The organism is Psychrobacter sp. K31L (assembly GCF_017942195.1).
In the GTDB taxonomy this organism is placed as follows: domain Bacteria; phylum Pseudomonadota; class Gammaproteobacteria; order Pseudomonadales; family Moraxellaceae; genus Psychrobacter; species Psychrobacter glaciei.
In genome coordinates, this window is record NZ_JAGKSC010000003.1 from 188174 (window position 1) to 208513 (window position 20340).

The 20340-nt window shown below is 43.5% G+C and carries 12 protein-coding genes; 5 read left to right on the forward strand and 7 right to left on the reverse strand.

What is annotated here, in order from left to right:
- Nucleotides 1-80: 80 nt before the first annotated feature.
- Nucleotides 81-1160 carry an RluA family pseudouridine synthase gene (locus J5X94_RS06320; protein WP_416346172.1) on the reverse strand — a complete coding sequence of 360 codons (1080 nt, stop codon included), beginning with the start codon at nt 1158-1160 and terminating at the stop codon, nt 81-83.
- 1048 nt (nt 1161-2208) lie between these two features.
- On the opposite strand from J5X94_RS06320, the gene J5X94_RS06325 reads away from it, so the two are divergent.
- On the forward strand, nt 2209-3423 hold the full coding sequence (locus J5X94_RS06325) for an outer membrane protein assembly factor BamD (RefSeq protein WP_210540650.1): 1215 nt from the start codon (nt 2209-2211) through the stop codon (nt 3421-3423).
- A gap of 507 nt (nt 3424-3930) precedes the next feature.
- Here J5X94_RS06325 and J5X94_RS06330 read toward each other — a convergent pair.
- The gene (locus J5X94_RS06330; RefSeq protein ID WP_210540651.1) at nt 3931-5559 is read right to left on the reverse strand and encodes an alkaline phosphatase; all 1629 of its coding nucleotides are present in this window, start codon (nt 5557-5559) and stop codon (nt 3931-3933) included.
- A gap of 423 nt (nt 5560-5982) precedes the next feature.
- Between J5X94_RS06330 and J5X94_RS06335 the strand changes: the two genes are divergently transcribed.
- Together J5X94_RS06335 and rpoD are read left to right on the forward strand one after the other, a co-directional pair.
- Nucleotides 5983-8172, forward strand: a complete 2190-nt coding sequence (locus tag J5X94_RS06335) for a DNA primase (protein ID WP_210540652.1) — start codon at nt 5983-5985, stop codon at nt 8170-8172.
- A gap of 475 nt (nt 8173-8647) precedes the next feature.
- Nucleotides 8648-10567: an RNA polymerase sigma factor RpoD gene (rpoD, locus tag J5X94_RS06340; RefSeq protein WP_189584832.1), complete on the forward strand. Its 1920-nt coding sequence runs from the start codon at nt 8648-8650 to the stop codon at nt 10565-10567.
- A 358-nt stretch (nt 10568-10925) separates the two neighbouring features.
- Here the strand turns inward: rpoD and J5X94_RS06345 are convergent, their stop codons facing one another.
- Together J5X94_RS06345 and J5X94_RS06350 are read right to left on the reverse strand one after the other, a co-directional pair.
- Nucleotides 10926-12200 (reverse strand): saccharopine dehydrogenase family protein, encoded by a 1275-nt coding sequence (locus J5X94_RS06345; protein ID WP_210540653.1) that lies wholly within the window; start codon nt 12198-12200, stop codon nt 10926-10928.
- Nucleotides 12201-12435: 235 nt separating this feature from the next.
- The gene (locus J5X94_RS06350; RefSeq protein ID WP_210540654.1) at nt 12436-13674 is read right to left on the reverse strand and encodes a carboxynorspermidine decarboxylase; all 1239 of its coding nucleotides are present in this window, start codon (nt 13672-13674) and stop codon (nt 12436-12438) included.
- Between the two features lie 159 nt (nt 13675-13833).
- Between J5X94_RS06350 and J5X94_RS06355 the strand changes: the two genes are divergently transcribed.
- On the forward strand, nt 13834-14499 hold the full coding sequence (locus J5X94_RS06355; protein WP_228293182.1) for a DUF924 family protein: 666 nt from the start codon (nt 13834-13836) through the stop codon (nt 14497-14499).
- A 118-nt stretch (nt 14500-14617) separates the two neighbouring features.
- On the opposite strand, the gene J5X94_RS06360 is transcribed toward J5X94_RS06355, so the two are convergent.
- The 3 genes from J5X94_RS06360 to lpxB all read right to left on the reverse strand — a co-directional run bounded on the left by J5X94_RS06360 (nt 14618) and on the right by lpxB (nt 18491).
- Entirely contained in the window at nt 14618-15859 is a 1242-nt protein-coding gene (locus tag J5X94_RS06360; protein WP_210540655.1) for a CAP domain-containing protein, read from the reverse strand.
- Between the two features lie 250 nt (nt 15860-16109).
- The gene (locus tag J5X94_RS06365; RefSeq protein WP_210540656.1) at nt 16110-16958 is read right to left on the reverse strand and encodes a ribonuclease HII; all 849 of its coding nucleotides are present in this window, start codon (nt 16956-16958) and stop codon (nt 16110-16112) included.
- A 213-nt stretch (nt 16959-17171) separates the two neighbouring features.
- Entirely contained in the window at nt 17172-18491 is a 1320-nt protein-coding gene (lpxB, locus tag J5X94_RS06370) for a lipid-A-disaccharide synthase (protein ID WP_210540657.1), read from the reverse strand.
- Nucleotides 18492-19178: 687 nt separating this feature from the next.
- On the opposite strand from lpxB, the gene J5X94_RS06375 reads away from it, so the two are divergent.
- A complete protein-coding gene (locus J5X94_RS06375; protein WP_010201135.1) occupies nt 19179-20261 on the forward strand; it encodes a 3-deoxy-7-phosphoheptulonate synthase in 1083 nt (360 codons plus the stop codon).
- Nucleotides 20262-20340 lie beyond the last annotated feature (79 nt).

Consider the following 20340-nt stretch of genomic DNA (forward strand, 5'->3'; position numbering starts at 1 on the left):
GTCGTCTTTACGTCACTGATAGCTATTTACTGCTGTTATCTGTCTATTATAAGCGTATTGACGCTGCTTACACAGTACGGTTACTCTTCATCGTAGCCATCACTTAACACTCTCATTAGCTGCTGCATATCTTCAGGGATTGGCGTTGTGACTTCGACATCCTCACCTGTCGTCGGATGAACAAAACCCAACGTATAGGCATGCAGTGCTTGGCGCGGGAAGTTGCTGATCGCCTGACGCTGTGCTTCTGTCAGACCTGCCCGCAGTTGACGGCGACCACCATAGACGCGATCGCCTACAATCGGATAGGTGATATGACTTAAATGCACACGAATCTGGTGCGTACGACCCGTCTCAAGACCCACGTCTAACAGACAGTAATTACCATTGAGCGCGGTCACATTTAATAAATGCGTGACTGCTTCACGACCTGCCGTCATGACCGTCATTTTGGTACGCTGACTACGGTGACGACCGATCGGTGCATCGATACGGCGATGACGCAATAAACTTGCCGCATCCCCTGCCACCACACACTGATAATGACGATAGACTGACTTGTCTTTTAGCTGATCCATCAATGCCATTTGTGCAGGTTTAGTCTTGCCAATAAGCAACAATCCAGAAGTGTCTTTGTCAATGCGATGCACCAGACCGGCACGCGGCAAATGATGCTGCTGTGGATAGTGATACAGCAACGCATTAACCAAGGTGCCCGTCTGATTGCCAGCGCCAGGATGAACAACCATGCCAACTGGCTTATTAATCACCAATACATCATCGTCTTCATACACCACATCGATATCAATGTCTTCTGGCTGATCTTCACTATGCTGCTGCAGCGTCGTTGATAGATGTATGACATCACCTACTTTGACTCGAATTTTTGGTTTTTGTACGCTATCGTTATACAGCAAGCTACCATCGCTGATCCAGCCTTGCAACTGCGCACGCGAAAAGTCGGTAAACACCAGTGATGCTAGCTTATCGATACGTAGACCAGCTTCTTCTTCGGTGACCGTGTAAGTGGCATCGATAATGACTGGCACCGCTTGTCCTATAGTTGGCGCTTCATAATCAGCGTCATCGTCGTCACTGTCATCAATCCCTTCATCAGCCTCATCGGCTTCATAATCCTCAATCATCTCGTCATCGAGCATATCACTATCTTTTGAGGCAGCATCTTTTGAGACAGCACCTTCTGAAACAATACTTTCAGAAGCTTGTGACATAGCATCGTCTGAGAGGGCTTCATTGGACACAGTTTTTGCGTTGATGCGGTCTTCAGTTTCTAGCTGCTTAGCATCAGATGATTCATTACTTTTTAAAACTTTATTTGGCATGGAAGGCTCTTGCGCTGATAAATGTGGCGCTGATAAATCAGTATCTAGCGATTGATTCGGTGATAAATGGGTGGTCATAGTATTATTATTCATAACAGATTTATATTTATATATAGCAAAGTCCCTGACAGGTTTTTGTAAGGCACTTTATAAGAGAATATAATAGGAAAACATAATGAGAAAATATAGTGCTGTATAAGAAAAACAGTGCCGTGCCTTGATGATTAAAACCTATCATGGTCAAAAAAGCAGAGGCAATACTGCCATAGTGTAGCATGCCAAGCGCTCAAGCCCTATAGAAGCTGACTGTTATCTGTCACTTTATGCATATCATTTGATACCTAAATCATTGACGATTAACTCTCTAAAATATGACATTGCTGTAATTTACTGTATATTTGTCGATGTCAGTGACATTCGATATCGCTCGTTGCGGCGGCTCATGCTAAACTGCAAAGCTGACACGTGATAGATGAAAAATAATAGACAAAGACGTTTAGGACATATCCGCGGGTCAGACTGTCATACACTAAGATAAATATTGCAGGCTTGCTAAAATTCAAAGCAGCCTAGATAAATGAACTGCAAAATAGATGATGAAAAAATAGACGAAACGGTGGTTATTCTATAAAGTAAGCGTTATTTTACTGTATGCTATGGCACGGTATTTTCAAAAACGTCCCTCTTAATAGGTCATAGCAAAAACTGCCTTTGATAAAAATCATGTCAATTACGAGTCGTCTTAACCACTAGCACGCTCAATAATAGACAGTTAACTGGTGCGATAAGCATCGTTTTTATTATTAACCTTATATATAGTATGATAGCGTCGCTGCTATTATGCGCCTTGTGTCGGAGAAGAAGTATGCACGCTGTTGGCAATACGTTTATCAAACTGTCCTCAATCACCCTGCTTGCAATAAGTGTCAACTTGGTGGGTTGTCAAACTTTTAAGAACCTGACCAACAAAGACGTCGATGCAGTCGAAACTGCGGAAAAGTCAGAGCAAGGCTACTATAACGATGCCATCGCTCAGATTGATAAATCTCGTTATATTCAAGCGATTGAAGACTTGACCAATCTGCGTACCTTTTATCCTACCGGACAATATGCTGAGCAAGCCCTGCTCGATATGATGTATGCCCAGTATGAAAGCGGTAAGTTCGAATTGGCAGCGGCTAGTGCCGATCAGTTTATCGGTCTCTACCCTTCTAACCCTCAAGTCAGTTACGCCTATTACGTGCGCGGTGTCGCCAATATGCAAGGCTCGTCTGAAGGCCTTAAACTGTTCAAACTGAACCAAGCTGAACGTGATACTGCCTATCTGCGTATCGCTTTTGCCAACTTCCAAGAGCTCATTAATAAATACCCAAATAGTCCTTATACGCCAGATGCTGCGCAGCGTATGACCTTTATTTACAACCAGTTTGCCGAAAGTGAGCTGAGTGCCGCCAGTTGGTATATTGAACGTGAGGCTTATGTCGCCGCTGTCAACCGTGCCAAATGGGTGTTTCAATACTATCCACTGAGTGAATCTGTACCCGAAGCCATCGCCATTTTGGCCTATAGCCATGAAAAACTGGGGCTAACGGACTTGGCAAAAGAATACAAAACCCTATTACAGATCAACTATCCGAATTGGCTGACCAGTGATGGACGCGTCAAGCTCAACACCAAACGTGACCGTACTTGGTTTAACAAGCTAACCTTTGGCAAGCTTGGCCGTTCAGGTATTAAAGACAGCTCGGTCTCTGAAGGTAATTATACTGGCGCGACCAAAACTCAAGTTATTCGTAATGCCAGTCAATTGAGACTGCCTAGCGAAAACACTACGTCTGCCAACGCACCGATAGCCAATACTTCTCCTACACGTGGTAATGGCATCAATGTAGGCTTGGGTCTGCCTGAGGCGTCCACTGAGCGCGTGACTAGCCAATCGAGCACTGGCTCTACCGCTAGAGAAGCGAATGTAGATCCACAAAATATCAACCCTACACGCCGTACAACGCTATCTGACCAAGGTGTTGGTATTACGCCATCAAATTCAGATGTCGATAGTACCGATATGGATGATGAATAAATGCTCTAGAGTTAAGATGGCTTATCTAAGTTAATTAAGATAGCATTTTTTCTTTTTAGCATATCAAAAAACAGTATGAAAAAATAAGGCCAACGCTCATGTTGGCCTTATTTAGTTCATACTAGGGCGTGTCCTCAATCTGAACGAAAGCACCTAAATGGACTAAAAATATTGATCACAGCATTTCCACTCGCATGATGATCGCATCTCATTGCACCGATAATGACACTTACAAGCTCAGCCTAGAAACTCTCCACGTGTCCCCTCATTTTATGCCCAACGTTTCCAACCCTCATCATGTAATCGCGTGACTTTTTTATTTCTTAAAGTCAATCATACTGTAGTGGCATAATATTATAGAAATCGAGGACATGGGCAACATGAACCGCAGCGAGTCTATATCCTTAGTTCGCAGAAGATAATAAAGATATTAAAAGTAGACCGGCCCCCGATAAGTATCGAGGGCCGGTAAGATATTTAAAAGGTCTTCAGGCGGTTATTAGTACATTAGTCTTCTAATGCTTCAATAGCGTGTTGACCTACTTCTGTGTGATGCAGCACCTTACCAAAGGGTGCGGTAGTGTCTCCCGGGCCTTGGGTGAATACTAGTACCGGTGTATTGGTGTGGGTGCCGGTAGCCCAGACTACATTTTGCTGTTCTGCCACTTCGCGAGCCAGCAGATTCTGGCGATTGTCGTCAGTTTGGTAAGCAAAAAAGGCGCCGTTAGCGTTCATTTTCGGGACAGTTTTGGTGCTCAGATAAGGATGGCCTTCGGTGTAAAAAGGATTGTCTTCGGTTGCGAGCACTCGCTTGGCCTGAGCTTCGGTGATATCGAAGCCAGTTTCAGCGTTTACAATACGGGCTAAGCTAGCAGGTGTTTGCTGGTCTACTTCTAACGCATCGAACTGGCTATAGAAGATATCGCCGTAGGAGGACTTCTGCTCGTACAGTTTATCGAGGGTCGCTACGTCACCGAAGTTGAAGAGTGGTTGAAACTGTTGCTCTTTGAACACATTGCCCGGTAGGTCACGTCCATGGGGTAGATCGTTAGCAGAATAGCTGAAGCCAAAGCCACCTGTTTCGTGATCAGCAGTCACCACAACAAGAGTATCGTCACGGCCTTCCGCCCAATCCAATACGTGATTAAGTGTTTCGTTCAACCGCAGCATTTCGTGCAGCATAGTGCCAGTGTCATTGTAATGCCCTGCCCAATCGATTTGCCCAGCTTCGATCATCAGGAAAAAGCCTTTGTCGTTTTTGGACAACGAATTAATCGCTTTTTCTGACATTTCTTTCAGCGTTGGTATAGTGCGTGCGGTGTCATTCTTAGTTTGGTGCTCGGTAATACCGTTTGGCAACGCTGAGTAAGCAAACAAGCCGAGTATCTTGCCGTCGGCCTTTTCCATCTGTGAGCGATTGAATGCTAGGTCATAGTTCTTCTGCTGTGCTTCGGCGATCAAGTTTCGGTTGTCTTTACGCTTAGATTTAATAACGACGCTACCTTCTGATAGCACTTCCAATTCTTTGCGGACAGCTGATTGCTCGTCATTAGCGGATTCAGGAATCCAGTAACGCAGACCGCCGGACAACATGACATCTACGTTATTGTTCAGCAGATCAACCGCAATTTCATTTTCCAGACTGCGATGGCTCTGATGTGCGGCAAAGCCTGCTGGGGTTGCATGAGTAATACGGGTATCGGACACCAGCCCAGTAGATTTTCCTAGTTTTTTGGCCTTTTCTAGTATGCTTTCTGCGCTATTACCGTCTTTATCTGTGCCAACCATCTCAGCGCCAGCTAGCTGACCGGTTGCCAGTTGTGTGGCGGAAGCGGCAGAATCGACCACTAGGTTGTTGTTGGCGTGGGTCATGGAAATACCCATACGGCCGTTGGCGGCGATTCGGTCAAAGGCTGTCGTGCCGTCGGTGATTACCGAATTTGGCGCTTGCTTGGCATACGCCAATAGTAGACCAACTTGTTGTGGCCCCATACCGTCACCAATGATCATAATGACATTTTTGGCTTTTTCCGGCGTGGATTGTACTGCTTGCGGCGCGGACTGCATTGTTGTACACGCTGTCAGCATGAGGTAGGTTGTGACCAACCCTGCTGCTGTGGCTTTACGGACGTTCATAATCAAATCCCATTGCGGTTTGTGTTTTTATGGCTATTTGGGTGCGGCTACTGCTGCCTTAGCTGTCGTCCAGATGTTTATCTATCATGGGGTAGATCTCGGTCACCAACGGCGCCGATTATTTCACTGTTTTTTACCTACAGCAGAATTAGCAGACAGGGTTTTTTACGCAAATCTTCATGAAGTACGCGCACTCCATGGCTTATTGAACTCATACCGCTCTCTTAATAACTTCCCTATAAAATGGATGCTCATTGCAGTGAGAGAGCGTTTAAACGAACACACTAACACAATTCTGTTACAATCTTGCACCGAATTTCATGACAAATTAAGCGGTTTCTCACCTAGTCTGAAACTATTTTAGGTATCGGTAGTCCCCATTTATGAATTGTATGTAGACCTTGTGGTAAAATATGCGTCCTTATGAGCATTCCAAACCACATTCTCGAACAATTAAATAGCCAAGCTGACTTAATCAGTATTATTGGGCGTCACACGACGCTTAAACGTGCTGGAAGTGAGTTTAAGGGCTGCTGCCCTTTTCATGGTGAAAAATCGCCTTCTTTTTATGTCAATCCACAAAAAAACATTTACCACTGCTTTGGCTGTAGTGTCGGCGGCAATGCCATCAGTTTTTTACGTGATTATGAGAACCTAACCTTTATTGAAGCGGTCAATGAACTGTCAAAACAAACCGGTATTGAAGTCCCAAAAGAAGAGCAGCAAAACGTCAGTTATCAGCGCACCAAAAAACAACCTGCTATAAAACCTACCACGCGTGCGCCGGCTGAAACCGTTAAATTTCAGCCAGCTGCCGATGAGCAATTACCATCAAGCATAGCGCCTGATTATCAGCAGAAAAATTATGCAGACCAGCCTACTTATAATGACAGCAGTATCCATGACACCAGTTATGACAATAACTATGAAAACAGCTACGACGGCTATCCACCGTTAGACGCTTACGATTCAGCGCCTTACCCGACGGATTCTTATCCCACCGATTATCAAGATACAGCTAATGATAGCGCTCCACCTGCATGGTTGACCGATACCAATGTTGGTGCAGGCTTACCTAGTGATAATAGTGTCTCTGATAAAGACGGCAACCTATACGATCTGTTAGAGCAAATTCAGCAGTTTTATCAGCACAGTCTGACGACCCACCCGCATGCCAAACATTACTTTTTATCGCGTGGTATCACGGAAGACATCTTTGAGACTTTTGGTTTAGGTTATGCGCCGTTTGGTTGGCAGCATCTTGAGCATCAGTTTCCGCAGGATATTGAGGGACTGAAAGCTCTAGGTCTGGTTCGCCAATCAGAATCCGGACGCGATTATGATCTATTGCGTGATCGAGTTATTTTTCCGATTCGAGACAATCAAGGCCGCACCATTGGCTTTGGTGGTCGAGCATTAGATGATGAAGTAAAGCCTAAATATATTAACTCCTCCGACTCGCCCGTTTTTCATAAGCAGCACGTACTGTATGGCTATTATGAATCTCGCCAGCAGCGCGCAGACAGCTGGTTAGTGGTCGAAGGTTATATGGATGTGATTGCCCTTTACCAAGCCGGTATCTATGGCGCAATTGCTTCTATGGGTACAGCGATTAATGAGAGCCAAATATCACGGCTATTAACCCTCAACCCAACCCTCACACTGAGTTTTGATGGTGATAGTGCTGGACAAAAAGCCGCTTGGCGCACGCTAGAAGTTGCTTTGCCTGTACTGGCTGATGATAAAGAGCTGCGGTTTTTGACCTTACCAAATAATCATGACCCTGACACCTTTATCAAGAGTCAGGGCGGTGACGCCATGCGGGAGCAAATCAAAAATGCCATGCCGCTGTCACAGTATATTTTTGCCTACTTAAGCGAACGCTACGATTTGACCTTGGTAGAAGGCAAAGCCAAGCTGATGTCACAGGTACGCTCATTAACCATGGCGCTTCCCAAAGGCAGTAGCTTTCGTTACCTGCTGAATAATGACATTTATCAAAAGCTTGGTGGCAAACGCAGTCAAAACATCGAAGCGAAAGACGCCCTGCTAGATTTTGATGGTGACATGACCATCAGCCAGCAGTTGCAGCTGTGCTTTTTATTCCAACCGCGCGCCTTACTCGAAGACCCTATTGAATCGATTTGGCAACAAGCAGGTATCAGTGACTTACAGCTGCCTGCGCATATCAAACAGAAAGCTGCGAGCGATACCCTGCGTCCACTTGCTTGGGAAGACCTGCAAGATACCGACCTGTTGGATATTGTTAGTACGATCAAGCGTTGCCTAAAGCATCTACCAACAGATGCTAACGCAGCAGCGCACTTTATATTGTCTAACGTACAGCCGATGACTCAAGAGACACTCAGCCGTAGTTGGGGTGGGTTTTATAAAACGTTAACGGCAAGAAATATTTTAAGCCTTGATGAATTGGTCGAAAATTTAGTCATGCAATTGCTTAAGCTACATTTGCAAAAAAAGATGCAAGATTTGATTAAAAACCCTGACCACATTAAGCTGGCAATAGTTCGTAAGCAGTCACAGTTATTAAATGATTGGCTACGTGCACAGCAAGCCGAACAATCAGCGCAGATGGTCACGGTTCAGTCTTAATGTTTGGTGTTATTTACGTTTTATAAAATGCCAGCCCTTTAAAAGTATGATGATTGACCCCACTAATAATGATTATGGCCAGTCGCTCATACCGTTTCTTTATCGTTGAGCAGATAGTAAAAAATGGTAGCGAGCATTCACTACCTCGTGCTTGATTACACTGGTCTGTGTTAAACTGTGTTGCTAACTATATTATGGCATGGCTTACGAAATGATGATAAGCATGCATCGTTAAGCACGAATTTTAAGTATTATTTTTAGGTATTACTATTTTTGATATATTTTTAACAGTTTTTTAGTGGTTTTTTAGCCCTGTTATTGTAGTGTTTTGAGCCTTTATTCATATCCACTCATTTTTGATATTATTGACAACCTCTACGCCACATTTTGATCAATCGATTGATAAGATCAACGCACCCAGCCAGCGATAGCGCGTCACAATATAAAAATGTCCGATGCAAGTAAGCGAGTATTTATGAACGATAAGTCAGTTTCTAAGTCCACATCTCAACTGGCCACCTTAATCCAAATGGGTAAAGAGCAAGGGTATTTAACCTATGCTGAGGTGAATGACCAACTGCCCGACTCTATTACCGAAAGCGATCAGATCGAAGATATTGTGCAAATGCTGACCGACGTTGGTATTAAAATCTTTGAATCTGCACCTGATGCCGATGACATCTTGATGAACGATGATTCGAGTGATGATGAGTCGGCAGCAGACGAAGCAGCCGCCGTATTAGCCGCAGTTGAAACCGATCCAGGTCGTACCACCGACCCTGTGCGTATGTATATGCGTGAAATGGGCACGGTCGATTTGCTAACCCGTGAGGGCGAGATTGTTATTGCCAAGCGTATCGAAGAAGGTATTCGTGACGTGCAGCATGCCATGTCTTATTGGCCTGGTACAGTACAATTCGTCCTTGATGAATATCAAAAAGTACAAGATGGTGACAAAAAGCTCTCTGATGTTATTACTGGCTTTTTGGATCCTGAAACCGAAGAAGACAAAATAGCCGCACAAGAAGCCAAAGAGGCGGCAAAAGAAGAAAGAGAACGCATCAAAGAAGAAAAAGAAAACCCACCACCAGTCAAGCCAAAAGCCAATGCTAAAGACGATCTCGATGACGATGACTCTGATGATATTGATGACACTGAGGAAGAGGAAGAAGAAACTGGCGGCATCGATCCAGAAGAAGTACGCCTACGTTTAGAAGAGATTGAAAATCTATTTATCAAAGCCAAGCAAGCCTTGCTCGATTATGGCCGTGGCAGCGTACAGGCTGACACAGCGTATGCTCTACTTGCTGAGCGCTTTATGATGCTCAAGCTAAACAACCGCTTGTCAGACCAAGTTATGGCTATTATGCATGACGTGTATGACGACGTGCGTAAACAAGAACGTCAAATCATGCGTTTGGTCATTCGCCGTGGTCGTATGCCGCGTGACGAGTTCCGCAAGACCTTCCCTAGTAATGAAACCAACGTTGATTGGCTCATTGAGCGTATCAAAGGTAAGCCTGCATTTGCTGGCACCCTAGAGAAAGTCACCGATGACGTGATTTTATTACAGCGTAAAATTCGGGATTACGAGCAGCAGCTCGACATGAAAATCCACGACATGAAAGATGTGGCACGCCGTATGGCTGTTGGTGAAGCAAAAGCTCGCCGCGCTAAGAAAGAAATGGTCGAAGCCAACCTACGTCTGGTTATTTCTATTGCCAAAAAATATACCAACCGTGGTCTACAGTTCTTGGATCTTATCCAAGAAGGTAATATTGGTCTGATGAAAGCGGTCGATAAATTTGAATACCGTCGTGGTTATAAGTTCTCGACCTACGCCACTTGGTGGATTCGTCAGGCGATTACCCGCTCTATCGCAGATCAGGCGCGTACCATCCGTATCCCTGTGCATATGATTGAGACCATTAACAAAATCAACCGTGTCTCACGTCAGCTACTACAAGAAATGGGACGCGAGCCGACGCCTGAGGAATTAGGCGAACGCTTAGAGATGGACGAAGTCAAAGTCCGTAAAGTATTAAAGATCGCTAAAGAGCCTATCTCTATGGAGACGCCAATCGGTGACGATGAAGACTCGCATCTAGGTGATTTCATCGAAGATGGTACTATCTCAAGTCCTGTCGATGATGCAACGTCTGCTGGTCTACGTGAAGCTACCCGTGACGTATTGGGTAACTTGACTGAACGTGAAGCGCGTGTGCTAAAAATGCGTTTTGGTATCGATATGCCAACGGATCATACGCTGGAAGAAGTTGGTAAGCAGTTTGATGTGACGCGTGAGCGTATTCGTCAGATCGAGGCAAAAGCACTACGTAAATTGCGTCATCCTTCACGCTCTGAGCACTTGCGCTCTTTCCTTGAAAATGACTAAATTTTTAAGAAGCTACTGAGCCTAGCTCATAGTTTTTAAATATCTATCAAGAAAGCATTAAAAAAGCTGAGCATGTCTCAGCTTTTTTGTGCCTGTTAGATACTCCATGATAATGATTATTAAGCGTGGCTACCAATTAACACATCAAATAGGCAAATCACCATACAAATAATGATAATCTTCCCAATCATGAGATGTTCATTAAATATAGTCAGTCAAAAGTCATATCAATACACCACGCATTGCTGATATCAATTTTAGACACCTCTCTATTTAAATGACACAGACCACACAAAAAAGCCCGTCTAACTCTCTGACTGAGAAGTTAAACAGGCTTTTTTTGAATGCAGATAACGTATTAAATGTCGAACGCTAGTGCTCTATCGCCTTCGCTATCTTTGATACGTGTTGGCAAACCAATCTTATTGAGTAGGTTGATAAACGGCTTAGCATCTAGCTCTTCGATATTAACCATCTTGCCAGCGTCCCATTCGCCAGTCGCGACCAGCATAGCGGCAGCAACGGGTGGCACACCTGCGGTATAAGAAATACCTTGGCTACCGACTTCATTATAAGCGTCTTCATGATCTGAGATATTATAAATAAATACCTCAGTATCGATGCCGTTAATGGTGCCTTTGACTTTGTCACCGATGCAAGTCTTGCCCGTATAATTTGGCGCAAGCGAGCTTGGATCTGGTAGCACTGCTTTGACCACTTTCAACGGAATGACTTCTTGTCCTTCAGCGGTCATTACTGGCTGCTCAGAGAGTAGACCTAAACTTTGTAATACCGTAAACACATTAATATAGTGCTCACCAAAGCCCATCCAAAAGCGGATGTTGGGCACATCCAAGTTAGCAGACAACGAGTGCACTTCATCATGACCACTTAAATAGCTATTTTGCACACCAACGACGGGCAGATCATCAGTACGCTTTACTTCAAACATTTTATTAGATTGCCACTTGCTGTCCTGCCAAGAATAGACCGTGCCGGTAAATTCGCGGAAATTAATCTCAGGGTCGAAATTGGTGGCGAAATACTTACCATGGCTACCAGCATTGATATCGATAATGTCAATATCAGTCACCGAGCCTTTATCCATCATGTCATAGCCAAGACGCGCGTAAGCGTTGACCATGCCGGGATCAAATCCTGCACCCAAAATCGCCGTGACATTGTTGTCCGCACAGCGCTGTTTACGCTGCCATTCATAGTTGTTATACCATGGCGGTGTCTCGCAAATCTTGCGTGGGTCTTCATGAATAGCGGTATCAATATAAGCAACACCAGTCTCAATACAGGCTTCTAGCACTGTCATATTGATAAATGACGAGCCGACATTGATAACGATTTGCACACCAGTATTTTGTATCAACTGTATAAGTGCTGGGCTGTCCATGGCATCAACTTGATGCGTGTGCAAAATAGCTGCTTGTTTAAAACTACCTTTGTCTTTGACACTTTGCGCAATAGCATCACACTTATCTTGAGTACGAGAGGCGATATGAATCTCGCCGAGCACATCATTATGCATCGCACATTTATGCGCGACTACTTGAGCGACACCGCCTGCTCCGATGATGAGTACATCTTTTTTGTTGGGCTTAGCTTGTTGGTTGGTATTCAATGCAACAATCCTCCTTTGTGTCCCTGTCATCGCCTAAGAAATGGCCAGTCAAAACAGAAACGAGTGAATGATATGCGTGAATTAAAAAGGAAGACCGAGGAAAACCCACGCACCCGTCGGGCAAAAATAGCTGGTTTTGCCCGTGGCGATTATAACAATTTTTGCAGGCTTTTCGGCAATAATTAATGGTTAAGATACAATCTGGTTGTGCTCAAGCATCATCGAACGGCGAATACTAAGACAAACTCGCCTTATAATCTTGATAATCAAACTCACGCTGCACATCAATACTGCCATCCAAACGACGAATAACAATCGCTGGCATATTGACGCCATTGAACCAGTTTTTCTTCACCATGGTATAGCCCGCCGCATTACCAAAGGCAATCTTATCGCCTACCTGTAAATGGTTAGGTAAGGCATACTCGCCAAAGATATCACCTGCCAAGCAAGAACGACCATAAATAATAGTGTTGTCTGAAATGTCCACTGTTTTAGCCATATCGGCAGGCACAATATCAATCAACGCTTCGTTAATAGCCGCAATGGGTGCTGACTCACGGTAAATCAACAAATCCAGCATATGCGCTTCGATAGAAGCGTCAACAACGGCTAGGTTTTTTCCGTTGTGCATCGTATCTAAGACCGTCGTGACCAATGATCCAGCACCATGAATGCTCGCCTCACCTGGTTCTAGATAGACTTGCACATCGTATTTTTCACTGAAATCTTTCAATCGCATGGCGAGTTTTTCTAGTGGATAATCAGGCGCGATAAAGTGAATGCCACCGCCCAAACTGACCCACTCAAGCTGTGCTAAAACGTCACCAAACCTGTCTTCGATATCCGTCAAACTGTCACTAAAGGCCTCAAAACTGTCATTTTCACAATTGTTATGAATCATGACTCCAGTGATGTCAGCAAGCACTGCTGCAATCTTATCTTTATCATGCTCACCAAGACGGCTAAAAGGACGCGCAGGGTCAGCGATGATAAACGATGAGTTGCTAGTCTTTGGGTTTAAACGTAGCCCAACTGGAATATTTTTTGCGCCAGCTTGGTCTTTGAACGCATTAAGCTGCGAGATAGAGTTAAAGATAATCTTATCGGCATAGCTCAATACTTCATCGATTTCATCAGCGCTATAGGCAACGCTATAAGCATGCGTTTCTTTTTTATCTTTACCATTCCCTTCATCATTCTTATCAGCGCTATTATTGCCAAAGGTCTCATAGCCCAAGCGCACTTCATTGAGTGACGACGAAGTAGTGCCATGTAAATAGGGTTGCATGACATCAAACACGCCCCACGTAGCAAAGCATTTGAGCGCCAATAAGGCTTTTGCACCAGACAACTCACAAAGTCGCGCAATTATCTGCATATTGGCAACGATTGCTGCTTCATCGAGCAGATAATAAGGCGTTGGTATCGAAGTTGGCATCGAAACTGGTTTGGTATTTTTTGTTGAGTTCATAAGAGACAACCTAATGGCTTGTATATGCGGTAGTAAAGCTTGTGATAACAATGCTTGTTTGTAGTATGAGCGCTTTTTAGTACTGTGCTTTCTTAGCATTGTGACATCGCTAATTAAGTGCGCTATAGTAGACTAAATCCATCATAATTAGAATATCTTATGTCACTATCAACCGATTATTCCAGCGCTGCCAGCCAAACCAACTTATCCAAACTTGAATCCAAAAATATTGATTTGACCCATCTCGACCCTAATGCACGTGCAGTGTTGGATTTTTGGTTTGATAAAAATAATGAGCAGTATTGGTTTGCAAAAAATGATGATTTTGATCAGCGTATTCACGATAAGTTTGGCAAAATCTGGCAGGCAGCAAAACAAGGTGAATGTGCGCCTTGGCGATGGTCTGAAAATCAAAATGATGTGAATAGCTCAATGACTAATTTGGCAGGGCGTCTGGCAGAAATTATCGTCTTAGATCAGTTTTCACGCAATCTATGCCGCGGGCAAGCGTGCGCTTTTGCCCAAGACAGTATGGCAGTGGTATTAGCACAAGAAGCCATTCAACAGCCGCATTTTGACACGTTACCGATGGAGTGGCGTCGATTTACTATTATACCGTTTATGCATTCTGAATCAGCCGTTATCCATGAGCGCTATTTGACGTTGTTTGAGCAACTAAATGACGCGACTACTTTAGACTTTGAACATCGTCATAAAGACGTTATCGATCAGTTTGGTCGTTATCCGCATCGTAATAAAACGCTAGGTAGAGAAACAACTAGTGACGAAAAAGTATTTTTAAAACAGCCGAACTCATCATTCTAAGAGAGATTATTTTTAGGTTTTTGTACCTTTTAATAGTCTTACAGGTTTTTTATATGACAAGGGTTGAAGCAGTTACCTGATTCAGCCCTTGTTTTACAATATCAGTCAATCAGATTAACTAGTAATTCACTTCACCCGTAGTAAAAGTAAATGACTTATTTTGTAAGGTTTTATTATCGACTAGAATATCAAAGCTCACTTGATACTTAGTATTGCCATAAAGACCACATTGCTGGCTTTGATTTGCCGCGCGCTTGGTTTCACAGCTTTTTAGTGCATCGGTCAGCGGTAAGATAAAAGCTTCGTTCGCTGGTAGCGCGTAATTGGTGTTGGCATACGGATCGTTATCAAAATCAATTAACTGAATCGGCATATCTGCGTTGCGCTGCGTATCTCTAAAATTGATGTTACTAACCTTAATATTTTTAGCTGACGGCATACTAATATAAACGGGTTGTCCGATAGGATCAGTGCGCAAATTGCGCCCAGTACCTTTAACAGGGTTTGGTGTCTCGTTGTATAGTGCGGTCACTGTTCCAGTCATACCCTGACATGGATAGGTAAAAATACCTGAAACTGATTTGTCTTTGGTCGTTTGTGTCGCTGAAGCATGGCTGACCAAGACATAACCTTGGTTATTAGCTGTACTTTTACCATTAGGTTTATAAGTAACCATTCCCGTGCCTATCAAACTTGAAGTTGGAAGCATCAAAGAACGCAGATGGTAAGGTGCTGCTAACAATGACTTGGCCATGGAGGTAGCTACCGTATCTACACTCAAAAAATCACCTGCTGAGCTGTAATAGGCAGACTGAGCAATATTTTCAGTAGCACCATATTGTGCATTACGATAGTTTGCATTCAATAATCGATCAGTAAAGCTTAGCCCACCAAAAAACGGATTATTGCTACCTGTCACACTAGCAATATCACTTATTTTATTTTCAACATGTGCATTAAAACTGGTTGGTGAGCTATTGGCAAATACATATTTAATATAGTTTGCATGCTGAATAGCAATGTCATCAAGCGCAGTATCCATAGACAAACCGCCTAGACCACAGCTGGTTCTTGCAAGACTAAATTGGTTATTAGCACTTAATGCTGCTTGCGCGTTATTTTCAGTAGGCTCGTCGCTTGTATTGACAGAGACATTATTGGTTGGTTCATTGTCCTGATCATCAGGCGTCGCCGTTACTGGTGCCGAAGTTATTGGTTCTGAAATGACTTCTTGTGATTGGCTTGGTGAATCATTGGACGTAGCACTGCTGTCAGAGTCGCTACCACCGCCACAGGCCGTTAAAAACACTGCCAAGAAAAGCACTGCAGCAAGGTTTTTTTGAGGAGTATTAGCCGTCATCTCTTATCCTATAAAATAGTAATATTTATATAACTTACTAGCAAAAATAAAACCCAGAATTAAATATTAGTTATTGATTTAAAAGGATTTTATATTAACGAAAATATATTGTATTACAATTTATAAACTTTCGCTCGTTATTTTATCAAAAACCCGTCTACTTACCAGCACAGTAAGTAGTTTCTATTTTTAGATTCCATTAGTCTTTTACACTTAGACTATTTTAATAACTTGCTATTCTTGATTAATATCAATTGTCTAGCGCTTTTCGCACTGGTGCAAAGCTACGTCTATGCGCTGGCAACACACCATATTTTTCAATTGCTTCCATATGCGCTTTGGTCGGATAGCCTTTATGCTTGGCAATACCATATTCTGGGTACTCAGTATCAAGCATATACATGGCGGTATCACGGCTAACTTTTGCTAGTATACTGGCTGCAGCAATGCTGGTATGACGTGCGTCTCCTTTTACCCATGCTTGACAGTCAATTGCAGAGATTTCTATACCTAACTTGGCCAGCATCACATAGTCTATATCAGGGCAGCGATTACCATCAAACAAAACCTCAAATTGCATCATAGAGATAGCCATATGTTTGGCAATAGTCTCCAACAACACTTCCGTGCATAAGCGCATACCGAGCATCGTTGCTTGTAAAATATTGACCTGATCGATGACTGCTGCTGGAATGTCAGCGATGATAAAACCTATGGCATGCTGTTGCACCAACGGATAAAGAATATCGCGTTTTTTTTCGCTCAACTGCTTAGAATCCGTCAATATAGATAAAGGCGTGTGTTTTAATGGTTGCGCCTCAATCAGTCCTGCCCAAGTCATAGGCAGTATTGCCGCCGCGACATTGACACTACCCAACAATGGGCCACGCCCTGCTTCATCAACACCAATTTGCAACATTGATTGCTCTATGGGCTGTTGGGTATTTATTGCATATTTGGTCAGCAGATTAGCAATATTGACTTGGCCAGATAAGTGGATGGGCGCGGCTAAATCAATGTACTGAGATTTTATATCAATCTGTTGAATTTTTCTGTCAATCGGGATAATAAAATCTTTAACTTCGTTCTGAATACTCATGATTTTTTGCTGTCTTATTTATTAAGCCGTGTCTTCATGTTAAAAATGGTGATAAAAATGAGATAAATTGCCGTCAAACAAGAAAAATAGCGCAGATAATATCGGGATATTAACCAGCTATTTGACGATGTTTGTGCAAGATTTAGCCCATTTAGATGCCTATCGAGTGAATTGAAGACACGCCTTAGAGTGGTGAAGATAGATGATGAGCAATTATCCCTTATAATTTATGCTGGTCTTTTCTCGCACAAACCATTGCTCAATCACGCTATCAGCAGGGTAATGATTGCTTTGCTGCTGTAATAGCTGTTTGGTTGCGACAAGCGCTTTCAATTGCTCTGCGTAAGCACGCGGTTGCAAGAGACGCATGACGGTACGACAGATATTATCGCCACTCGCCTGCTCTTGTATCAGCTCAGGTACGATGGCGGTGGCGGCTAGGATATTGGGTAGCGCCACATAAGGAACTTTGACCAGACGCTTGGCGATCTGATAGGTCAGCTGATTTAATTGATACACCACCACCATTGGACGCTCAAGCAGCATCGCCTCTAACGTTGCCGTACCTGACGCCAGCATCACGATATCCGATGCAGCCATGGCCTGCTGACTGAATGCTGGTTGACTGTCATCATAGACCACAACGATCGCGGCACGCAGCTGCTCTGAGCGCTGGTCAATGACGTCTTGGACAATATATTGATGATTTTGATCGACCGTCGGAATGATAAAGCACAGCTTTGGATCTAACAATATGAGCTTTTGAATACCATCCAGCATGAGAGGCAAAATAGCCGTTATCTCGCCGCGCCGAGAGCCTGGCATCACACAAATAAGCTGGCTGACATCATCAAACCGCTCGATAAAAAACTGCTGCAAACCATCGTTGTGCCAGACCAACTCACTGCGCCTCTGATTGATGGGCGTCTCTATCAATGCCTGATCAATAGTACGTAGTAAAGGATGACCCACACATATCGCTGGATGATCATGGCGCTCATATACTGGCAGCTCAAACGGAAATAAGCAGAGCACAAGGTCGGTCGCTGCTTTGATATTATGAATACGTGACTCGCGCCACGCCCAAATAGAAGGGCTCACATACTGTACACAGAAGACGCCTTTTGGTTTTAGCTTTTTAGAGACTCGTAGATTAAAATCAGGCGCATCAATGCCGATAAACCAGTCAATATTGGCCGTCTTAAATGCGCTCAATAGCTCGCGACGCGCTTTCAGTAAGTCTGGCAGCTGTGCCATGACTTCCACCAAGCCCATCACTGCTAGACGTTCTAATGGAAAAATACTTTGCAATCCTTGCGCTTGCATTTTTGTACCACCTACACCTACCCAGACGATATCATCACGCAGGTTGTTCATCTGCTGCATAAAATCTGCACCCAAACTGTCACCAGATACCTCACCTGCAACGATGGCTATCACCAGCGGTGCAGCATTTATATTAGGTACCTGAGAATCCGTCTCTGTTTGATGAATAAGGTCAGTCTGGTGATGAGACGTAGCAGAATCTGTCATGACAAGCTCTCAATATTAGAAATATACAAATAAAATAAATGAACCGTTATTATAAAATATAACGTAGCAAATCAGCGATAGTGCCTTTTGACCGATACACATTATTATCCTGCATGGCTTTAACCTTCTATCGTTGATGTTGCTATCATACGTGACGATGATACAAATAGCTAAATTCACGCATAAAAGCTGAACGTTAGGCCTCCAAAAATCTAACCGAACGTTATTAGGGTCTATTGAACATTCAAATATTAGGACTGCTGATCGCTAAAATTGCACCAAACTAGGCGTAAACCGACGATAATGTCGAGACCTTAGCTAGGTTTACAACAACGTTTGCGGTGATTTTAGCATCAGCCTTTCAGGGCAGTACTATTTTTTGCCAATACATGGCGAAATTGTCTACCCTAGAATGACTAGGCGTCAAAAATTTCACTGCGTATTGTCTAAAAAATAGCCGCTGCCAGTTCCACATTTGAATGTTCAATAGACCCTAATAGACGGAAAAACGAAAGGCTAAACGTGCATTTGAAAATTCAAATATAGCGCTAAGTGTATACAAGTATAACTAAGTTTTGGTTTGGACATTCCAGTTATCAGTCAATTAACTGCACGACTGCCCTTGTCAACCAGCACTTTTGTCCTCATAATGATTATTCCTATAAATCAGCTAGACGATATATAATCATGACAACTACAGCTACCCATAATGCAGATATTGACGACGTGAATATTGAAAAATTTATTCCCTTGATCACTCCCGATGAGCTAAAAACTGAGCTGCCTTTATCAGAAGAAGCTTACAAAACCGTTTTAAAAGGTCGTAACACTATCCAAGATATTTTGGACGGTAAAGACAAGCGTCTGTTTGTGGTCATTGGCCCCTGCTCTATCCACGATATCAAAGCCGCCCACGAATATGCCGATCGCTTAGCTATATTGGCAAAAGAGATCGAAGACAGCATATTTGTTGTGATGCGCGTGTATTTTGAAAAACCACGTACCACGGTCGGCTGGAAGGGTATGATCAACGACCCTGACATGAATGACAGCTTTGATATCGAAAAGGGTCTGCGTACCGCTCGTAAGTTACTGCTTGATTTGAATGAAAAAGGCTTACCTTGCGCGACTGAAGCATTGGATCCAAATACCCCGCAGTACATGCAAGATTTGATCAGCTGGTCAGCAATTGGCGCTCGTACCACTGAAAGCCAAACGCATCGTGAAATGAGCTCTGGCTTATCATGCCCAGTTGGCTTCAAAAACGGTACAGACGGCGGTATGACAGTCGCAGTTAACGCCATGCAAGCAGTTAAAGAAGGCCATAGCTTCTTAGGGTTATCATCAGATGGTAAAGTCTCCATCATCAAATCTAAAGGCAACCCTTACGCCCACGTGGTACTTCGCGGTGGTAATGGCAAGCCCAACTATGATGAGACAGCCGTTGCGCAAGTGGAAAACGAGCTGGCAAAAGGCAAGACCAATAGCAAGATTATGATTGACTCAAGCCATGCCAACTCAGGTAAAGATCCGTACTTGCAGCCGATGGTTATTAACAATGTCGCTGAGCAAATTCAAAATGGTAACAAATCCATTATCGGCATGATGATTGAGAGTCACCTAAAAGGCGGCAGTCAAAAGCTTACTGCTGATTTGAGCCAGCTTGAGTATGGTAAATCTATCACCGATGGTTGCTTAGATTGGGATAGCACAGTCACTGCGCTATACAGTCTACGTGATATGGTAAAAGATGTATTGCCTAACCGTTAATAGCGATTGGCCATAATGAATCATTATTAGGCCACTCAGCAAAAAGCCCGTTTGACATAATTAGTGTCAAACGGGCTTT